The organism is Tenacibaculum ovolyticum DSM 18103, assembly GCF_000430545.1.
GTDB classification, from domain to species: Bacteria; Bacteroidota; Bacteroidia; order Flavobacteriales; family Flavobacteriaceae; genus Polaribacter; species Polaribacter ovolyticus.
In genome coordinates this window covers 120,342-138,048 of record NZ_KE387163.1, presented here as the reverse complement: position 1 = coordinate 138,048, position 17,707 = coordinate 120,342, and the positions used below count along the sequence as shown (strand labels likewise).

Below are 17,707 nucleotides of genomic sequence, written 5' to 3'. Positions count from 1 at the left end.
ATATATACTAGATAACTTTTACGTTAACTGCATTTAATCCTTTTTTACCTTCTTGTAAATCAAATTCAACTTCATCGCCTTCGCGAATTTCATCAATTAATCCTGAAATGTGTACAAAGTGATCTCTTTCAACTCCTTCTTCCGTAATAAATCCAAATCCTTTTGTTTCGTTGAAAAATTTTACTGTTCCTTTACTCATAATGGTACTCTATTTTATTTTAATAATTACTAACTAAAAAGCAAAGATGATGCCAAAAAATTAATAAGTCCTACCAATCAATAGGAAAATAATCTTTTAAGAATTTACCACACCAGTGTTTTCCTGTATTAATACCATCAATTAATGGGTCCATTACTCTAGCTGCACCATCTACAATATCAAGAGGTGGTTGAAAATCGTGTACTTCAACTTTTTTCTTTGATAACTCAGCAGGATCTTCATCTGTTACCCAACCTGTATCAACAGCATTCATATAAATTCCAGACTTTGCAAAAGTTGATGCAGAGGTATGCGTTAACATATTTAAAGCAGCTTTTGCCATGTTTGTATGTGGATGCCTATCTACCTTTTTAAATCTATGGAATTTCCCTTCCATAGCTGTTACATTAATAATATGCTTTTTACCTGTATTTTCCTTCATCATTAAATTAGACAAACGATTACATAAAACAAAAGGAGCTACAGCATTTACCAACTGTACCTCTACCATTTCTGTAGTTTCTATTTCTCCTAATCGTAAACGCCAACTATTTGTTTTTCTTAAATCGACTTGTTGTAAATCTGCATCTAATTCTCCTTCAGGAAAAACTTCGGCTGTTTGCAACGAATTATCAAAACTATACGGGATTTGAGATAATTCTGCTGAATTACGCAATCCAATACCAGGTTCAGGGCCATGCCAAGTTACTGGTAACACATTGTTTTTACTTGTTTTAGAAGTAGAAACACTTAAGCTTGATAGTTCTTCTAAACAAGCAGTATGATCTTTTAAAAGTGTTTGTGCTAGTTTTGGAAGTTTATCAACAGGTAACTTTTCATTTTCCATTAAATGGAAATAAAAGCCTGATGGTCTTCTAACTGTTTGCGCTGCGTTGTTTATTAGAATATCTAAGCGATCATATTTTTGCTCAATATAGTTACAAAAAATTTCTACACTTGGTATATGTCTTAAATCTAAACCATGAATATGTAAACGATTACTCCAATCTTTATAATCATCTTCTTTAGCAAAACGAATGGCAGAATCTGCAGGAAAACGTGTTGTAGCAACTACAGTGGCTCCAGAACGTAATAGCATTAAAGTTATATGATATCCAATTTTTAATCTAGAACCTGTAATAACAGCTACTTGATCTTTTAAATCGGTTGTTTGAAAACGTTTTGCGTAATTTAAATCACCACATTCCGTACACATCGTATCATAAAAGTGATGTAACTTAGTAAAAACTGTTTTACAAACGTAACAGTTTCTTGGTGATTCTAGTTCTGGTGTATCTTCTGGTATTGCTGCTGCTGCTAGTAATTTTGGAGCAACAAATAACGCAGCTTCTCTAGCAGATCTAATTCCTGTAGATTTTCTTGCATGCGTATCTTTAGCAATCATTTTACGCTTTGCTGCTTTTTTAGCATCTTTTCTTCTACGCTCAAACTCAGCACGATTGGGTCTTGTTAATTCACCAGCTGCTTTAAATAAAGCTATTCTTTGTGCTTCTGGAAGCTCAAAAAGTTGATTGGTATCCTCTAATAATTTTTGTAGTGTAGTAATACAAGATTCAATGTCTAAATTCAATTTACTTTCACTCATACTAAACTACTTATTTAATTTTAACTGTTTAAACATGTTTCTTATTATAAAGTTTCTTCCTTTATAATAACATTATTTACGAGGGCACAAAACTAGCTATTTTTAATCAATTTATTTTGAGTATTCGATAATAATAAAATCACTATAAATTGAATGATAATTTTAGAAATACAAAGGCTATATTATTATTTAGAGGTCAGTAGGTAATTACGTATTGTATAATATGCCTGATGTGTTTATCTCTAGTATATAATAAGTAAATTACTTGTCTGTTCGAGCACGGTAGAGAACTTTTAAACTATGGTTAATAGGTCTCGACTGCGTTCAACCTGACATAGTTAGTCTAAAATTCACTTTAGAACACGTATCTACCTACTGATCTCTGTTATTATTAAACAAAAAAGAGATTAACCCTAAGGGTTAATCTCTTTTTTGTTTTTAAAACCTTATATACTTATCGTATAATTGGTTTAATTTAAAAGTTGTAGAATACGTAAAATAGATATTAGTTATTTAACTAATGTTACTTTTACAGCATTCATACCTTTCATACCTTTTTCAAGTTCGAAACTTACTTTATCATTCTCTGTAATTTGATCAATAATACCACTTACGTGTGTAAAATATTTTTCTTGATCTGCAGAATCAATAATAAAACCGAATCCTTTAGATGAATCAAAGAATGAAACTGTTCCTTTTCTAACAGGATCAAACGCTTCTCTATCTCCTTCTAAAGTTTTAGGAACACTTACTTGAATGTCTTCTAAATTAACTTCTTCTATTATTTGATCTGGATCCGGAGGAGTAGAACTTAAATTTCCATAAGCATCGGTATATGCAAATTCAATTCCTGTTGGACCATTTTCTCTTATATCAGCCTTTCGAGCTTCCATTTTCTTTCGTTTATCTTCACGTTTTTTTAAACGCTTTTTCTCTTTTTCATTCTTGTTAAATGATTGCTGAGATTTTGCCATAAGATTAGTTAATATATAATTATAATTTTAATTTTGAATGAGGACCTAAGCCCCTTTTTAAAGGAGTTTATGTTAATCGCCCCAATATATTATAAATTACGTAATTTATTTTACTTTTTCACGTTTTTTTTACTAATTTTTAGAATTTTAGCTTGAAAAACGTTTGCTTCTTTATTTGGAAAGAAAAAGTCCATCAATTACGATGGACTTTTAAAACTTAAAGTATATTTTTAGATAACTTTTACGTTAACCGCATTTGGTCCTTTATTTCCTTCTTTTAAATCAAATTCAACTTCGTCTCCTTCACGAATTTCATCGATTAATCCTGAAACGTGTACAAAATGATCTTTTTCTACTCCTTCTTCAGTGATGAAACCAAATCCTTTAGTTTCATTGAAAAACTTTACTGTTCCTTTACTCATTGTAATGTAATTAAATTTATAATACTAATTGTATGCAAAGATGTAACGATATTTTCAATAAAACTACATTTATAAAATTATTTTTTATTTTTCTCTGATTTCTCTTTTAAAGCACCTGTTTCAGCTAAATAATTCGCCATTAATTTATCAACTAACTCTTCTTTTGTTAAGTGATGAAATATTGTTTTTATTTTTGCTCTAAAATCTTCAGAAACGTTACGATTAGGCTTGGTTTTAAATATTTTTTTTGCCCATAATAGTCCATTGTTTTCTTCTATACTTCTAGCATCTGCCTTTTTAAGAGGTTTAAAAACAATACCTAATTCTTTTTCAAAATCTGCAATATCTTCTACTTCTTCTTCTTGTAAAACAGTTAAAGAAAGTCCGTTTGCTCCTGCCCTAGCCGTTCGCCCGCTTCTATGAACATAAGTGTCATAAGTATCTGGTAAATGATAATTTACTACGTAAGAAACATCTTTTACATCAATACCACGAGCCGCCAAATCGGTAGCTACTAAAATATTTATATGTCCTTCTCTAAACTGTCCCATAATTCTATCTCGAATTCCTTGGGTTAAACTACCATGAATTGCACCTGATGAAAACTTATTAATAGCTAAGTTTTTTGCTAATTTGTTTACAGCTGCTTTTGTTTTACAAAATATAATACCTCGTTCGCCTTCTTTAGAGTTTAAGAAATGAAGTAATACTTCTAATTTTTCGATAGGTTTAACAACTACATATTGATGATCGATACCTTGATGACCAACTGTTGTCATATCAGCTTCTATCTGAATTACATGTTTAGACATGTAATTTTGAATTAATTGCTTTATTGCTCCAGGCATTGTTGCTGTATACAACAACGTTCTTCTTGTTTTTGGTATCGCTTTTATAATGGTATCTACTTCTTCCTTTAAAGAACTCACCATTTCATCAGCTTCATCTAATACAAAGTATTTTAGTTCTTTAATACTTATTGCACCTCTTTTTACTAAATCTAATAAACGTCCTGGTGTTGCTACGATAATATGATTTGTTTCTTTTAAACTCTCTATTTGAGGCTTAATTGGTGTACCACCACATAATGAAGCTATAATTACCTGAGGTGTATTGGTTGCAAAAGAAACTAAGTTTTTATAAATCTGCTGACCTAATTCTCTTGTAGGTGCTAGTATTAAGGCTTGTACATTGGTGTCTTCAATATCAATCAATTGCAATAAAGGTAATCCGAATGCTGCGGTTTTACCTGTACCTGTTTTTGCTAAAACAACTACATCTTCTTTTTGATTTAGAATAACAGGAATTGTTTTTTCTTGCACATCTGTTGGTACAGAAATATGTAAATCAACTAAACTTTGTTGTAATTGTTTATTAATTCCTAAATCTGAAAATTGCTTTGGCATAAAAAATATTTTTGGCAAAGATAATCACACTTAATAGGAAATACTATCAATTAGGTTTCTTATTTAACGTGAGTTCGATATAAAAAATCTGCGTTTATAAATTGTTTTTTCGAGTGCCTTTCCTTGGACAATCATATAATTTAAAAGCGAAAAATACTGTTCTCGATACTAAATTCTTTCAAAGTTTCACTCGAACTGACACCTTTTTCTTACATCGAACTCACGTTATTTAATTATATATAAGCTAAACTTATTGCAGATTTTCATGTAAAAAAAACAAGCTTTAAAAGATACTATAATGATGGAATAAATTTTAAATAATGATTTTTATATCGATGTAAAAAACTGTTTACAACAAATTTTCATTATTAAATAACTCAGGTTTTGCTCCTTTAATATTTTTGTAAAAGGTTAAAAAATGGGCAAAATCAGCTTTGATATCACCAGTCGGATAAAAAGGCTTTGATAATTGTACTTGTTTGTTCTCAAAATCGAAACCTAGCATTACAATCGGTACGTTTGCACCTGTTGCAATATAATAAAATCCAGTTTTCCATTTTTCTACAAATTGTCGTGTTCCCTCAGGTGAAATTGCTAAACGAAATTCTTCTTTAGAGTTAAATACATTAATAATAGCATCTACTACATTCGTACTTTTACTTCTATCAATAGGAGCGCCGCCTAATGACTTAAATATAAACCCAAAAGGTGGTTTAAACAATGATTTTTTTCCTACAAAATTAAGTTTTGTACCTGTTATGTTTTTTGAAAACAATCCAACAAGAAAGTCTTTCCAACTTGTATGAGGAGCGCCAATTAACACATATTTTTTTAGTTCTTTCGGAAATTCTCCTTTAAACTTCCATCCTAAAATTGTAGTAAATATAAATTTAGATATCATCTATTATAAATAAACGCCAAAAATACATCTTTATTTTTTAGTAAAAAACCTAGACTGTTTTATATCCGAATTGGTATAAGGTTAATCTATTCTTATTATCTATTTTGAATATTTCTGAAATTAAATGACAGTTTTATTAAAAGTAGCAAACGAAATTATGAGAACTATACACCTGTTAATTAGGTTTCGACTTCGCTCAACCAGACATTTAAAAAGTACTTTAATTAAAATATAACTACATACTAACTTCTGTATTTGTTTATAGAATTGAAATAAACAATAATATTAAAAGAGCATTAACTATTCCGTAAATAATTAATACGAGTCTAAACGGAAATTTAAAAGCTATGAAAACACCATCAACTGTTTTACTTCCTAAAGAAGTTATCTTATCTTCAAGATTATTATTGTCAGATGGATTTAGATTTTCAATTTCTTTTTCAACAATAAACTCTGGTGGTTTACGTAAAAAAATTGCTTTAAATAGTAAATTGACAATCCAAATAAAGGGTGGTGCAAAAAACTTTATACGCTTTGCTAATACTCGTTTTACTATAGGCTGTATTGCATAAATTGCAACACCTTTAAACACATCACTTGATGATACAACCAAGGAAACATCATTTTTTCGTTGTGCTACTAACCTATTAGAATCTGCATATACATGTTTAGCTGTATCTATCGTAATGGTATATACTTTTGTTAGGTCTTCTTTTATGGTTGTTAAAAGTCGTATTGCCGAAAAAATAATAATACTTGGTATGGTTACAGCTAAAGAAAGTATAAAGAATAGTATTGCTGTAGACCAATGGTAGGTACCGAAATAGGTACATATTCCTATTGCTACAAGGAAAATCAGCAGGTTTTTTACTACTATTTCTCCAACATATAGTGGAAAAAATAATGCATCTGAAATTGTTCCAGCTAGTTCATCTGCCTGATATTTCGTATAGTCTATTCTTAAATTATCTTTTACAGTAGTTTTCATAATTGCAGTTTTTCACCATGTAGTTTTATTCTAATAACAGGATACTTAAAACTTAATACAGGTTAAATATTCTATAAATGCTAAAAGAGCAAACCCTAAGATCTGCTCTTTATAAAATAATACTTATGCTACTGGCCAACGGTTGTCGATAGCTGCATTACCAATAGTCATTGGTACGTCTCCATTTACGTGTAAGTTTTCTTTATAATATACGATGTACGCATTCTTAAATTCAACTTCTTTCATTTTTGAATCTTCTTCAGATTTCTTAAAAATGATTTTTCCTTCAATAGCTTTAAATTGGCTATTTAACATCGCTTCGATTACAGATGAATCTGCTGTAGACTCTATTGTTACATTGATTCTTCCTCCGTAAACATTAGATGCAATTTTACCTTTCTTATCAGTATCTCTACTAAATTCGTATTCCGTAGCCAATACGTCAAATTTTTTTCCTCCTAATTCTAGTGATGCTCTAAATGATCCCATAGCTTTTGTTCTTTTTGATTATTATTTTTTTTAATTTTCTTTTTGTTTTATGAATAGCGTAACTAGTATTGCTAACATAAAACGAACTCTCCATAACAATAGATAATTGTATAATAAACTAAAAAAAAACAAACGTATTTAGACTGGGAGAATCCCCAAAATAGATATACTTACAGAGTACAATACGAGCTAGATATGCCCATATAGATACAAGTACGACAGTTTATTTTACATAGCAATTATAAAATCACAAATTGTCAATTTGAGTTGTAAATGTATATACTTATTTTAAAATAAAAAACATTTTTTTTATAAAACGCTGAATTTTATTACAAGTATATACTTTCAAAGATTAAAACATATAATTATTATAGTAGGTTGCGCTATATTTGTGTATTCAATAAATTTTATTTTATCTAAATGAGCGCAACTTTATTATTAATTACAACTACTATTTCTGGATTAATCTTAGGTGGTTTTATTGGGTATTTACTAGGTAAATTAAATCTAAAAAAAGCTACGGGTGTTTTAGACAAGGAAAATAATAGGCTTACTACTACTATTGTAAATTTAGAGCTTCAAAAAAGTGAAAAAGAAAAAGCCATTACACAGCAAAAAGAAGATTTATTACTTCGAATAAAAAATCAAACAAAAGAGATACAAGAGATTCGTAGAGAAAAAGAGTTTTCAAGTATTGAACTGGCTAGAAAGAATGAAGAGTTTAAAAATTTGCAATTAAAATTAAATGATAATAAAGAAGAGGTAGAAAAATTACAAGATAAATTCACTAAAGAATTTGAGAATCTTGCGAATAAAATATTAGATGAAAAATCGAGTAAATTTACGCTTCAAAATAAAGAGAATATTCAAAGTATATTAAACCCATTACAAGAAAAAATAAAAATATTTGAAGATAAAGTAGATAAAACTCATAAAGAAAGTATTGATTATCATTCTGCTTTACGCCAACAGATTCTTGGTTTAAAAGAAATGAATCAACAAATGAGTAAAGAAACGATCAATTTAACAAAAGCATTAAAAGGTGATAGTAAAATTCAAGGAAATTGGGGCGAATTAGTATTAGAACGTGTTTTAGAAAAATCTGGTTTAGAAAAAGATAGAGAGTATTTTGTACAACAATCATTTACTAATGATGAAGGTAAACGAATTTTACCCGATGTTGTTATTCATTTACCTGATAACAAAAAAATGATTGTAGATTCTAAAGTATCTTTAACTGCTTATGAGCAATTTGTAAATACTGATGAAGATTTAGATAAAGAACGCTTTTTAAAAGAACATCTTAATTCATTAAAACGCCATGTAGTACAATTATCTGAAAAGAAGTATGAAGATATCTACAAAATAACATCGCCCGATTTTGTACTACTTTTTGTGCCTATCGAACCTGCATTTGCAGTTGCTTTAAATCAAGATAATTCTTTATACAATAAAGCTTTTGAAAAAAACATCGTTATTGTTACACCTACTACGCTATTAGCTACGTTACGTACTATTGATACTATGTGGAACAACGAAAAACAACAACGTAATGCTTTAGAAATAGCAAGACAAGCAGGTGCTTTGTATGATAAATTTGATGGTTTATTACAAGATTTAATAGGAATAGGTAAAAAAATAGATGCTTCTAAAGCTGATTATAATAGTGCTATGAATAAATTAGTTGATGGGCGAGGTAATCTTATAACCAGTGTTGAAAAACTAAAAAAGATGGGCGCTAAAGCTAAAAAAGCATTGCCTCAAAAAATCATAGAAAGAGCACAAGATAACGACTAAAAACTTATTCTTTTAGTCGCTTCACCAATTTATCTACTGTTAATCCTTGTGCTATTATAGAAAAAACAACGACTATATAGGTGATAACTAAAAATAAATCTCTTTCCATATTGGTTGATAATCCTAAAGCTAAAGCAATCGATATTCCGCCTCGTAAACCTCCCCAAGTCATAATTACATTGGTATTTTTAACAAAGTTTAATTTTTTTTCAAAGATTTTTACTGGTAAAAATAAAGAAGCATAACGACATATTAAACAAATAGGTATTGCTAATAAACCTGCTAAAACAAACTTTCCTTCAATTACTAAAACTAGCATTTCCATACCTATTAATACAAATAAAATAGCATTTAAAAGGATGTCTATTAACTCCCAGAATTTATCTACATATTTCTCTGTTGTTGCAGACATTGCATGCTCTCTAACAGTATCATTTCCTACAATTAATCCTGCTGTAACCATTGCTAAAGGTGCCGATAAATGAAACTTATGGCAAAGCACGGTACCTCCCATTACGGTTGCTAGCGTTATAATAACTTCAATATCAAAATCATCAATAGATTTTAATAAACGATAGGTTATCCAACCTAAAACAACTCCTACACCAATACCTCCTATTACTTCTTGTCCAAAAAGAGTTAAAACATCTATTGCAGTTATGTTACTTGTTCCTGATTCTGCTATTTTAAAAATAGTTAAGAAAATAACCACTCCTACTCCATCATTAAATAATGATTCTCCAACAATTTTTGTTTCTAATTTTTTAGGAACTCCTGCCTTTTTTAAAATACCTAAAACAGCTATTGGGTCTGTTGGTGAAATAAGTGCTCCGAATAATAAACAATATATAAAATCAACTTGTAAGTTTATTAATTGTAATACAAAAAACATTGCGATACCTACTAAGAAAGTAGACGTTAATACTCCTAAAGTCGAAAATAAAAGTATCGGCCAGCGTTGTATTTTAAGTTGATCGAAATTTGTATGTAAAGCTCCTGCAAATAGCAAGAAACTTAACATTTCATCTAATAATAGTTTTTTGAAATCTATTTTTGAAATGATTGATTTTTCTAAATTTAATAATGTTGGATCATAATTACTTAACAAAAGAATACCTAAAGTAAATAAAATGGTTAAAATCATTAAACCAATTGTATTCGGTAATTTTAAAAACCGAACATTTATATATCCAAATATTGCTGATAAAAAAATAAGAATTGTTGCAATTAAATAAACATCCATAGTTATTATTCTTTAATAAAGTTGAAAGATATAAAATGATATTTCATTCTTCATTATAAAAACAAAAAAAGCAGTCAATTGACTACTTTTTTTATTTAATAATAATAATGTCTCGTCCTGAAATAGCGTTACATGATTAATTACATTACGAATAATCTTTTTGCGTTTATATTTATTTCTACGTTATTTTCAATTTCTAATAAAGCTTCATATTACTTCGTTAGTAAAATTATAGTTACAATATATGCGAAAAAGATTACTTGTTTTTTTGTAAGTTTTCAATTAAACCTCTTAGTTCAACTACTCGCTTACGAGTAACAACAAAATCTTTTTTATTTGTTAATTCTACAATGTATTTTTCATTTTCCCAACGGGTAATATTTTTAACCATGGCTATATTAACTATAACTGCTCTATTGATTCTAAAAAAATATTTTTCACTTAACATTTGATCCAATTCAGCTAAGTTGTAATCAATTTTAAATACAGCATCTTTAGAGTTTACAAAATAATTTCTGTCTACTTTTTCAAACCAAATAATTTCATTTACCAAAATAGGAATATTTCCTATTGAGCTTTTTACTGCTATTTTCTGATTTAAAGGATTTTTTTTATACTTAAAATAACTTATTAATAAAACTCCATGAATACCAACAAAAGCAACAAGCATTGCTTTGTAAAAGATATTTAAAACATCTATATCTTCTATCGATTTATTAAATATAGAAAATAAATAAGCTAAAAATAAATAACAAAAAAAAGCAACTAAAGATGAAGTTATTAATTTTGATTCGAATTTTAACCATTCTTTTATTTTTACAGGGAAAGAACTAATTTTTAAATATTTACAAGCTATTTTAAATGATTCGAAAACAACTATTAATAATACTATAGACCAAATAGAGTTTCCTAAAAACTTCACAAAAACAAATTCTTTGCTGCATGATGGAATATTGTTCCAAAAAGAAGAAACCACTGTTTTACTACTACAAGAATTAATAAAGCTTGGAAGCAATAGGATAGAATAACAGCCCAAAACGTATAGAGGGTTTCTTAAAATTGAATATTGAATTTCTTTTTGCATTTTCTTAACACGTATTTCACTACAATAACTCCTTATTTGAGTAATTATTAATTTTTAGGCAAAAATATATATAAATTCTCACTCTATATTTGTACTGATAGTTAACGTATTACTAAATAAACAAAAGAAAAATGAAAGTAAACAGTCAAATACATGTAAACATTCTTACACTATTAATTTTAAGTTCTTTATCATTATCCGGCCAGAAAATCACTTCTAAAAACATTATAAATAAGTTAAACAATAAGTATAAATTTACTGCTAATCTGAAAAAATTTACTGTTACATATAAATATACTGGATTAAACCCTTATCAAAGTCATCACTATAAACACCCTGAAGATAAAATTAATCGATTTGGTATTTATACTATAGAAGTAGATAAAGATAAAAAAGAATATTTTACTCATGATAAAAATCAATTTCCTGGGAATTTCGTTTTTGAATTCAAACATTTTCAACATAAAGAAAAAGCCATATCATACGATGTTAATGGTGTAATTAGAGGAAAAACACTTAGAGAGTTGAAAAATAATGCTTATGAAAGACAGAGTGAAAGAGTTGGAAATGTATTAAGTTTTGAGCAAGTATCTATTTTATTATCAAATTATCATATAGGTAAACCACTAAAAATTGTAATGAATGATACAACTGCAGTAATTACACATATAAATCATAAAGAAATTACAAATACATATACTTTTGAAATTCCTTCTTTAAAACTTAAGACATTAGAAAGTACAGAAGATAATTCAATAGTTAAATACAAGGGTTATACTTCAAAAAATAATATTGAATATGCTGAGAGACTAGATGTTTATAAAAGCAATAAATTAAGTGCTTTAATTGTGGTTAAGAACCTTAAAGTAATATCAGGAATTGCTACTTCAAAATTTACGATTCCAGAAGGATATGTTTTACCAAAGAAGGATATTGTTTCAGAAACTAAAATTACTAAAATAACAAACAACCTTTATATTATTAATGTTTTTAAAAATAGTAGGTTCATTCTTTTAAAAGTAATAGATAATAATATCATGGTTTTTGGAGCCCCTATATCTGATAAATCTTCTGAAGAAGTTATTAGCTTAATTGAAAGAAAATTTCCAATGAAAACAATTCAATCTGTATTTGTTTCTCATCCTCATAATGATCATATAGGAGGTTTAAATGCATACGCTAAAAAAGGAATAACAATACTTGCAGATGACTATACTATTGATGCAATTAAAAATTTCCCTGAATTCAATAAATCAATTAAATTGTTTAAATTTAAAACACTTACAAATAAGATAAATATTAATGGGGTTCGATTTTACGTTTTAAAGAATGAACATAGTTTTAAACAGAGTTTTGCCTACTTTAAAGGTGCACAAATAATTTATGAAGGTGATTTCTTAGAAATCCCTGCTGACAATTCTATTGCAACGCATTTATCTAATGTAGAAAAACAGTTTATAGAGTTTGTTCGTGAAGAAAAATTAAAAATTAAAAGAATTGTACAACATCATCGAAATCCAAATGTTTCTGTAGAAACGATGAATGCTTATTATAAAGCTAACATGAAATAACTAGGTTATGCAACCTACATTACTTTAAACAAAAAAGCACCGATTTCGGTGCTTTTTTTATATAATAAAAAAGAAAAACTATTTACATTACGAATAATCTTCTTGCACTCATCATTTCTTCTACACTCTCTGCAATTTCAGATAATTTTTCTTCATTATCATGATTTTTAATTGCTTCGTCAATAAAATCAACAACTTGCTGCATATCTTCTTCTTTTAATCCACGAGTAGTAATCGCAGCTGTTCCTACACGAATACCTGAAGTTACAAACGGACTTTGAGTATCGAAAGGCACCATGTTTTTATTTACTGTAATATCTGCTTTTCCTAAAGCTATTTCAGCATCTTTACCTGTAATATCTTTATTACGTAAATCAATTAACATACAGTGGTTATCTGTTCCTCCAGAAATAATATCATATCCTTTCGAAACAAGTGCTTTTGCCATTGCTTGTGCATTTTCTTTTACTTGTAATTGGTACTCTAAAAACTCATCAGTTAAAGCCTCACCAAAAGCAATTGCTTTTGCAGCAATAACATGCTCTAAAGGTCCTCCTTGATTCCCTGGAAAAACAGCAGAGTTAATCAATGTAGACATTTTCTTTAATTTTCCTGATTTTAATTTTAATCCAAACGGATTTTCAAAATCTTTACCAATCATAATCATTCCACCACGTGGACCACGTAAAGTTTTATGAGTAGTTGTTGTTACAATATGACAATGTGGTAACGGGTCTGATAAGATACCTTTAGCAATTAAACCTGCAGGGTGTGAAATATCAGCCATTAAAACAGCTCCAACACTATCAGCTATCTCTCTAAATTTTTCAAAATCCATATCACGAGAATATGCCGAAGCTCCTGCAATAATTAATTTTGGTTTATGTTCTTTAGCTTGTTGCTCTAAATGATTATAATCAATTTTTCCAGTAGCTTTATCTACTCCGTAAAAAACAGGATTGTATAATTTACCTGAAAAGTTTACTGGAGATCCGTGAGTTAAATGTCCTCCATGTGATAAGTCAAAACCTAAAATTGTATCTCCTGGGTTTAAACAAGCTGCAAAAACAGCAGTATTTGCTTGTGATCCAGAATGTGGCTGAACATTTACATATTCTGCTCCAAACAACTCTTTAGCTCTATCAATAGCAATTTGTTCTACAACATCTACTACTTCACATCCACCATAATAGCGTTTACCTGGATATCCTTCTGCATATTTATTAGTTAAAATAGAACCTTGCGCTTGCATTACTTGCTCACTTACAAAGTTTTCAGAAGCAATCAGTTCTAAACCATTTAGCTGACGTTCTTTTTCTTCTTGAATTAAATCAAATATTTGATGATCTTTTTGCATCTTATGTGTTGTTAAATATGTAGCCAAATGTAATAATTTTATTATTGATACTTTATGCAATTTTTATCTAATTTTAATCCAATATATCTACATTCTATTTTCTATTAGCTTTAAATCTTATTGTACTACTTAAGTTGTATGAAATTAACCTTTTTACACAAGAATAAAACAGGCTATTTTTTATACTATTTTATCTTTTTTTCACATTAAACGCTAGGTTTTAATTTAAAAAATATGTAGGTTTGGAGTAAAATAAACATAACAATTTCAATGAAAATAACGGCTAATAATCCTAATAGAAAATCTTGGTTAAACGTTAATAAAGATTCTGATTTTCCTATTCAGAATATTCCTTTCGGAGTATTTATAACAAAAGATGACATCATAACAATTGGTACTAGAATTGGTGATTTTGCTATCGATTTAGGCGCTTTACATCAATTAGGTTACTTTAAAGAAATTCCTTTAACAGATGACATATTTTTACAAGACACATTAAATGATTTTATTGCTGACGGTCGCAAAACATGGCGTTTAGTACGTAATAAAATTGCTGATATTTTTGATGTAACTAACGGAGAACTTAGAGACAATGCAGCACATAAAGATAGTGTGATTTTTAGAATGGAAGATGTTGAAATGCAACTACCTGTTTCTGTTGGTGATTATACAGATTTTTATGCAAGTAAAGAACATGCTACCAATGTAGGTTCATTATTTCGCGATCCAGAGAACGCATTATTGCCAAACTGGTTACATATACCAATAGGTTATCATGGAAGAAGTTCTTCTATCGTACCTTCAGGAACACCTATTCGTCGACCATTAGGTCAACAGCGTCCTAGTGAAGGTGAAACAAAACCTAATTTTGGACCTTCAAAATTATTAGATTTTGAATTAGAAATGGCTTTTATAACTACTGTTGCAAATGATTTAGGTGATAGAATACCTATTAAAGATGCTGATGAATATATTTTTGGATTGGTTTTATTTAATGACTGGTCTGCTAGAGATATTCAAGCTTGGGAATATGTGCCACTAGGGCCTTTCTTAGGTAAAAACTTTGCTTCAACTATTTCGCCATGGATTGTTACTTTAGATGCATTAGAGCCTTTTAGAGTTGACAACCCTAAGCAAGTACATGAACCTTTACCTTACTTACAGAAAGAAGGAAAAGATAGTTTTGATATTAATTTACAAATGGCTATTAAACCTGAAGATAAAGAAGAAACAGTTGTTTGTAATTCTAACTTCAAGTATATGTATTGGACAATGGCACAGCAATTAGCGCATCATACTGTAAATGGTTGTCCTATAAATGCTGGTGACATGATGGGATCTGGAACAATCTCTGGCCCTACAAAAGATAGTTTCGGTTCTATGTTAGAATTAACATGGAGAGGTCAAAACCCATTAAAAATGAATGATGGTTCTGAACGTAAATTCATTAACGATCACGATACTGTTATTATGCGTGGATATTCTCAAAACGATGAAGTACGTATCGGTTTTGGAGAATGTACTGGTAAGATATTACCTGCTAAAGAATAAATTAATAGCTTTTTAATAATAAAAAAAATCCAGTTCATTTTGAACTGGATTTTTTTTATTATTAATCTTCATGTTCCTCCTCTTCTTCTTCCGGTGGTGGATGACCAAATATATCTTCGTATATCTCATCAAAATTGTTACGTAAATGAGAGTTTAATTTTTTACGGTAGTCATCTTGAAGCCAATCAATAAAATTATGAGTACTCTTACAAATACATTTAGAATACCTATGTATTCTATCATCAATTTCTCCGCCTAATTTCTTTGCTAAAATTAGCGCATCAAAAACGTCTTCACTATTTTCAACACAAATCTTTGCGTGGTGTTCTATTGATTTTTCTAATACTTTTTTTGATGATAACCCAGCTTGAATAACTTCTATATATACCTTTTTTACATCGAAATATAAATCAGAAGAATTTGCAAATTCTTCTTTAACATCAGCTGGCAGCTCATATCTAAAATCATTCTCTATTTCTTCATCAGATAACAAATTATCTAAGTAAAAATTAGGCGCTCTAAACATCTTGTGCCAATCTAAATCAGCCCCCCATGGTCCAAAACGATGAAAATTATTTCCTAAATCGATTACATTAAATTCATTTTTACCTTTAAATATACGCGATCCTCTACCAATCATCTGGTAATACAGCGTTAAAGATTTTGTAGCTCTATTTAAAATAATTGATTTTACAGAAGGTTCATCAAAACCAGTTGTTAATATACTTACAGAAGTAATAATAGCATTCGGCGTTGTATGAAACCATTTTAAAATAAAATCACGCTCCTTTTTAGTGTTTGTATTATCTAAATGAGCAATAGGATATCCTGCTTTTTTAAAGGTGTCATATACATGAAGTGATGTATTAATACCATTATTAAAGATTAGTGTTTTTGTCCCTTTAGCACGCTCTTCATAAGCTTGTAAAAGCTTAGATAACATATCTGTATTTGTATATAAATCTTCTGATGACTTAACTGTATAGTCTCCGTTTGCTCCAATTTCTAAAGAAGTTAAACCAACATTATAAGAAAATACATTTGCTCTTGCTAAATATTCGTTTTCTATTAAAGTACCAATACTTTCACCCGCAATTAGGTCATCGTAATTATCTTTCATTGGTAATTTAATATTCGAACTTAAAGGAGTTGCTGTTACCCCAAGCACAAACGACTTGTCAAAAAACTTAAATAACTTAGTAAACGAATTATAGTGTGCCTCATCAACAATAACTAAACCTACATCAGAAATATCTAACATACCGTCGTTTAAACGATTGTTTAATGTTTCAACCATGGCAACAAAACAATCATATTTGTCTTGATCGTCTAACCCTGCTTTACTATCAATAATTTTATTATCCACACCAAATTCACCAAGCATTTTTGCAGTTTGCTTACATAATTCAATTCGGTGCGTCATTATCAATACCTTTTTTTGATAATGTTTTATAAATTGACGGGTTATTTCAGAAAAGATTACTGTTTTACCTCCTCCTGTTGGTAATTGATATAATAGGTGGTAATTTTCAGGTGCGTTTTCAAAACTTTTAAAAATTTTAAACAATGCTTCCTTCTGATAACCGTATAAGTTTTTTCCTTTAGTTTCTTGTGAAGTCGTGGTTTCGTTACTCAATTTTATACTTTTTTGTAATACACAAAAATACGATGTATTTAAATAAGTTTCATTGAAAATAGAAAATTTTTTAGAATTTTCTTAAATCAATTTGAGCTATATTATAATGAGATGCGTGCGCTACAACTTCCCCTTTTTTAATTACCAATAACTGAGGAGATTGGTGTAATATTTGAAACTCATACCCTACTTCACTAGATAATTCTCTGTACGAAAGTAAATCAAGATAATACACCTTAAAATCTTTTAAAGATACATCAAAGCTACTTACAAATCGCTTAATTACCATACTGCTTATACCACACCTTGTAGAATGTTTAAAAATAGCTATAGGTTCTTTTTTTGATAAACTTTTAATTTGCTTAAGCTGTTCTAATGATGTTAATGGAATCCAATTAATAAAAGATTCCTGTTTTTCTTCTTTTTCTTTATTTTTTCCGAAGATTGAATTAAGTATTCCCATTTATATATTTTTTTAATCTG

The 17,707-nt window shown here is 28.9% G+C and carries 16 protein-coding genes; 3 read left to right on the top strand and 13 right to left on the bottom strand.

Features of this window, described 5'->3' with window-relative positions; translation table 11 throughout:
• Positions 1-7: 7 nt before the first annotated feature.
• The 8 genes from H518_RS0110565 to tssD form a co-directional block, all read right to left on the bottom strand.
• Complete coding sequence (locus tag H518_RS0110565; protein WP_028889018.1) at positions 8-199, bottom strand: cold-shock protein; 192 nt, start codon at positions 197-199, stop codon at positions 8-10.
• A 70-nt stretch (positions 200-269) separates the two neighbouring features.
• Positions 270-1,805 carry an SDR family NAD(P)-dependent oxidoreductase gene (locus tag H518_RS0110560; RefSeq protein ID WP_028889017.1) on the bottom strand — a complete coding sequence of 512 codons (1,536 nt, stop codon included), beginning with the start codon at positions 1,803-1,805 and terminating at the stop codon, positions 270-272.
• Between the two features lie 509 nt (positions 1,806-2,314).
• Complete coding sequence (locus tag H518_RS0110555) at positions 2,315-2,779, bottom strand: cold-shock protein (RefSeq protein ID WP_028889016.1); 465 nt, start codon at positions 2,777-2,779, stop codon at positions 2,315-2,317.
• 230 nt (positions 2,780-3,009) lie between these two features.
• Positions 3,010-3,201, bottom strand: coding sequence for a cold-shock protein (locus tag H518_RS0110550; RefSeq protein WP_028889015.1), 192 nt, complete (start codon positions 3,199-3,201; stop codon positions 3,010-3,012).
• Positions 3,202-3,278: 77 nt separating this feature from the next.
• The gene (locus H518_RS0110545) at positions 3,279-4,607 is read right to left on the bottom strand and encodes a DEAD/DEAH box helicase (RefSeq protein ID WP_028889014.1); all 1,329 of its coding nucleotides are present in this window, start codon (positions 4,605-4,607) and stop codon (positions 3,279-3,281) included.
• Between the two features lie 349 nt (positions 4,608-4,956).
• On the bottom strand, positions 4,957-5,508 hold the full coding sequence (locus tag H518_RS0110540; protein WP_028889013.1) for a 1-acyl-sn-glycerol-3-phosphate acyltransferase: 552 nt from the start codon (positions 5,506-5,508) through the stop codon (positions 4,957-4,959).
• A 259-nt stretch (positions 5,509-5,767) separates the two neighbouring features.
• Positions 5,768-6,496 (bottom strand): hypothetical protein, encoded by a 729-nt coding sequence (locus H518_RS0110535; RefSeq protein ID WP_028889012.1) that lies wholly within the window; start codon positions 6,494-6,496, stop codon positions 5,768-5,770.
• A 123-nt stretch (positions 6,497-6,619) separates the two neighbouring features.
• Positions 6,620-6,985, bottom strand: a complete 366-nt coding sequence (gene tssD, locus H518_RS0110530; protein WP_028889011.1) for a type VI secretion system tube protein TssD — start codon at positions 6,983-6,985, stop codon at positions 6,620-6,622.
• Between the two features lie 420 nt (positions 6,986-7,405).
• Between tssD and rmuC the strand changes: the two genes are divergently transcribed.
• Positions 7,406-8,782, top strand: a complete 1,377-nt coding sequence (gene rmuC, locus H518_RS0110525; protein WP_028889010.1) for a DNA recombination protein RmuC — start codon at positions 7,406-7,408, stop codon at positions 8,780-8,782.
• 4 nt (positions 8,783-8,786) lie between these two features.
• On the opposite strand, the gene H518_RS0110520 is transcribed toward rmuC, so the two are convergent.
• Both H518_RS0110520 and H518_RS0110515 read right to left on the bottom strand, forming a co-directional pair.
• On the bottom strand, positions 8,787-10,025 hold the full coding sequence (locus H518_RS0110520) for a cation:proton antiporter (protein ID WP_028889009.1): 1,239 nt from the start codon (positions 10,023-10,025) through the stop codon (positions 8,787-8,789).
• A 256-nt stretch (positions 10,026-10,281) separates the two neighbouring features.
• Positions 10,282-11,109, bottom strand: coding sequence for a LytTR family DNA-binding domain-containing protein (locus tag H518_RS0110515; protein WP_028889008.1), 828 nt, complete (start codon positions 11,107-11,109; stop codon positions 10,282-10,284).
• 131 nt (positions 11,110-11,240) lie between these two features.
• On the opposite strand from H518_RS0110515, the gene H518_RS0110510 reads away from it, so the two are divergent.
• Positions 11,241-12,680: an MBL fold metallo-hydrolase gene (locus H518_RS0110510; RefSeq protein WP_028889007.1), complete on the top strand. Its 1,440-nt coding sequence runs from the start codon at positions 11,241-11,243 to the stop codon at positions 12,678-12,680.
• An 82-nt stretch (positions 12,681-12,762) separates the two neighbouring features.
• On the opposite strand, the gene glyA is transcribed toward H518_RS0110510, so the two are convergent.
• Positions 12,763-14,037: a serine hydroxymethyltransferase gene (gene glyA / locus H518_RS0110505; protein ID WP_028889006.1), complete on the bottom strand. Its 1,275-nt coding sequence runs from the start codon at positions 14,035-14,037 to the stop codon at positions 12,763-12,765.
• 270 nt (positions 14,038-14,307) lie between these two features.
• On the opposite strand from glyA, the gene fahA reads away from it, so the two are divergent.
• Positions 14,308-15,588 (top strand): fumarylacetoacetase, encoded by a 1,281-nt coding sequence (fahA, locus tag H518_RS0110500; RefSeq protein WP_028889005.1) that lies wholly within the window; start codon positions 14,308-14,310, stop codon positions 15,586-15,588.
• Positions 15,589-15,649: 61 nt separating this feature from the next.
• Here the strand turns inward: fahA and H518_RS0110495 are convergent, their stop codons facing one another.
• Entirely contained in the window at positions 15,650-17,224 is a 1,575-nt protein-coding gene (locus tag H518_RS0110495; RefSeq protein WP_028889004.1) for a DEAD/DEAH box helicase, read from the bottom strand.
• A 70-nt stretch (positions 17,225-17,294) separates the two neighbouring features.
• Entirely contained in the window at positions 17,295-17,687 is a 393-nt protein-coding gene (ytxJ, locus tag H518_RS0110490; protein WP_028889003.1) for a bacillithiol system redox-active protein YtxJ, read from the bottom strand.
• Positions 17,688-17,707: the final 20 nt, after the last annotated feature.

Excerpts from the sequence above, each read along its gene's own strand:
- H518_RS0110565 (WP_028889018.1), bottom strand. The coding sequence starts at position 199 with ATGAGTAAAGGAACAGTAAAATTTTTCAACGAAACAAAAGGATTTGGA.
- H518_RS0110560 (WP_028889017.1), bottom strand. The coding sequence starts at position 1,805 with ATGAGTGAAAGTAAATTGAATTTAGACATTGAATCTTGTATTACTACA.
- H518_RS0110555 (WP_028889016.1), bottom strand. The coding sequence starts at position 2,779 with ATGGCAAAATCTCAGCAATCATTTAACAAGAATGAAAAAGAGAAAAAG.
- H518_RS0110550 (WP_028889015.1), bottom strand. The coding sequence starts at position 3,201 with ATGAGTAAAGGAACAGTAAAGTTTTTCAATGAAACTAAAGGATTTGGT.
- H518_RS0110545 (WP_028889014.1), bottom strand. The coding sequence starts at position 4,607 with ATGCCAAAGCAATTTTCAGATTTAGGAATTAATAAACAATTACAACAA.
- H518_RS0110540 (WP_028889013.1), bottom strand. The coding sequence starts at position 5,508 with ATGATATCTAAATTTATATTTACTACAATTTTAGGATGGAAGTTTAAA.
- H518_RS0110535 (WP_028889012.1), bottom strand. The coding sequence starts at position 6,496 with ATGAAAACTACTGTAAAAGATAATTTAAGAATAGACTATACGAAATAT.
- tssD (WP_028889011.1), bottom strand. The coding sequence starts at position 6,985 with ATGGGATCATTTAGAGCATCACTAGAATTAGGAGGAAAAAAATTTGAC.
- rmuC (WP_028889010.1), top strand. The coding sequence starts at position 7,406 with ATGAGCGCAACTTTATTATTAATTACAACTACTATTTCTGGATTAATC.
- H518_RS0110520 (WP_028889009.1), bottom strand. The coding sequence starts at position 10,025 with ATGGATGTTTATTTAATTGCAACAATTCTTATTTTTTTATCAGCAATA.
- H518_RS0110515 (WP_028889008.1), bottom strand. The coding sequence starts at position 11,109 with ATGCAAAAAGAAATTCAATATTCAATTTTAAGAAACCCTCTATACGTT.
- H518_RS0110510 (WP_028889007.1), top strand. The coding sequence starts at position 11,241 with ATGAAAGTAAACAGTCAAATACATGTAAACATTCTTACACTATTAATT.
- glyA (WP_028889006.1), bottom strand. The coding sequence starts at position 14,037 with ATGCAAAAAGATCATCAAATATTTGATTTAATTCAAGAAGAAAAAGAA.
- fahA (WP_028889005.1), top strand. The coding sequence starts at position 14,308 with ATGAAAATAACGGCTAATAATCCTAATAGAAAATCTTGGTTAAACGTT.
- ytxJ (WP_028889003.1), bottom strand. The coding sequence starts at position 17,687 with ATGGGAATACTTAATTCAATCTTCGGAAAAAATAAAGAAAAAGAAGAA.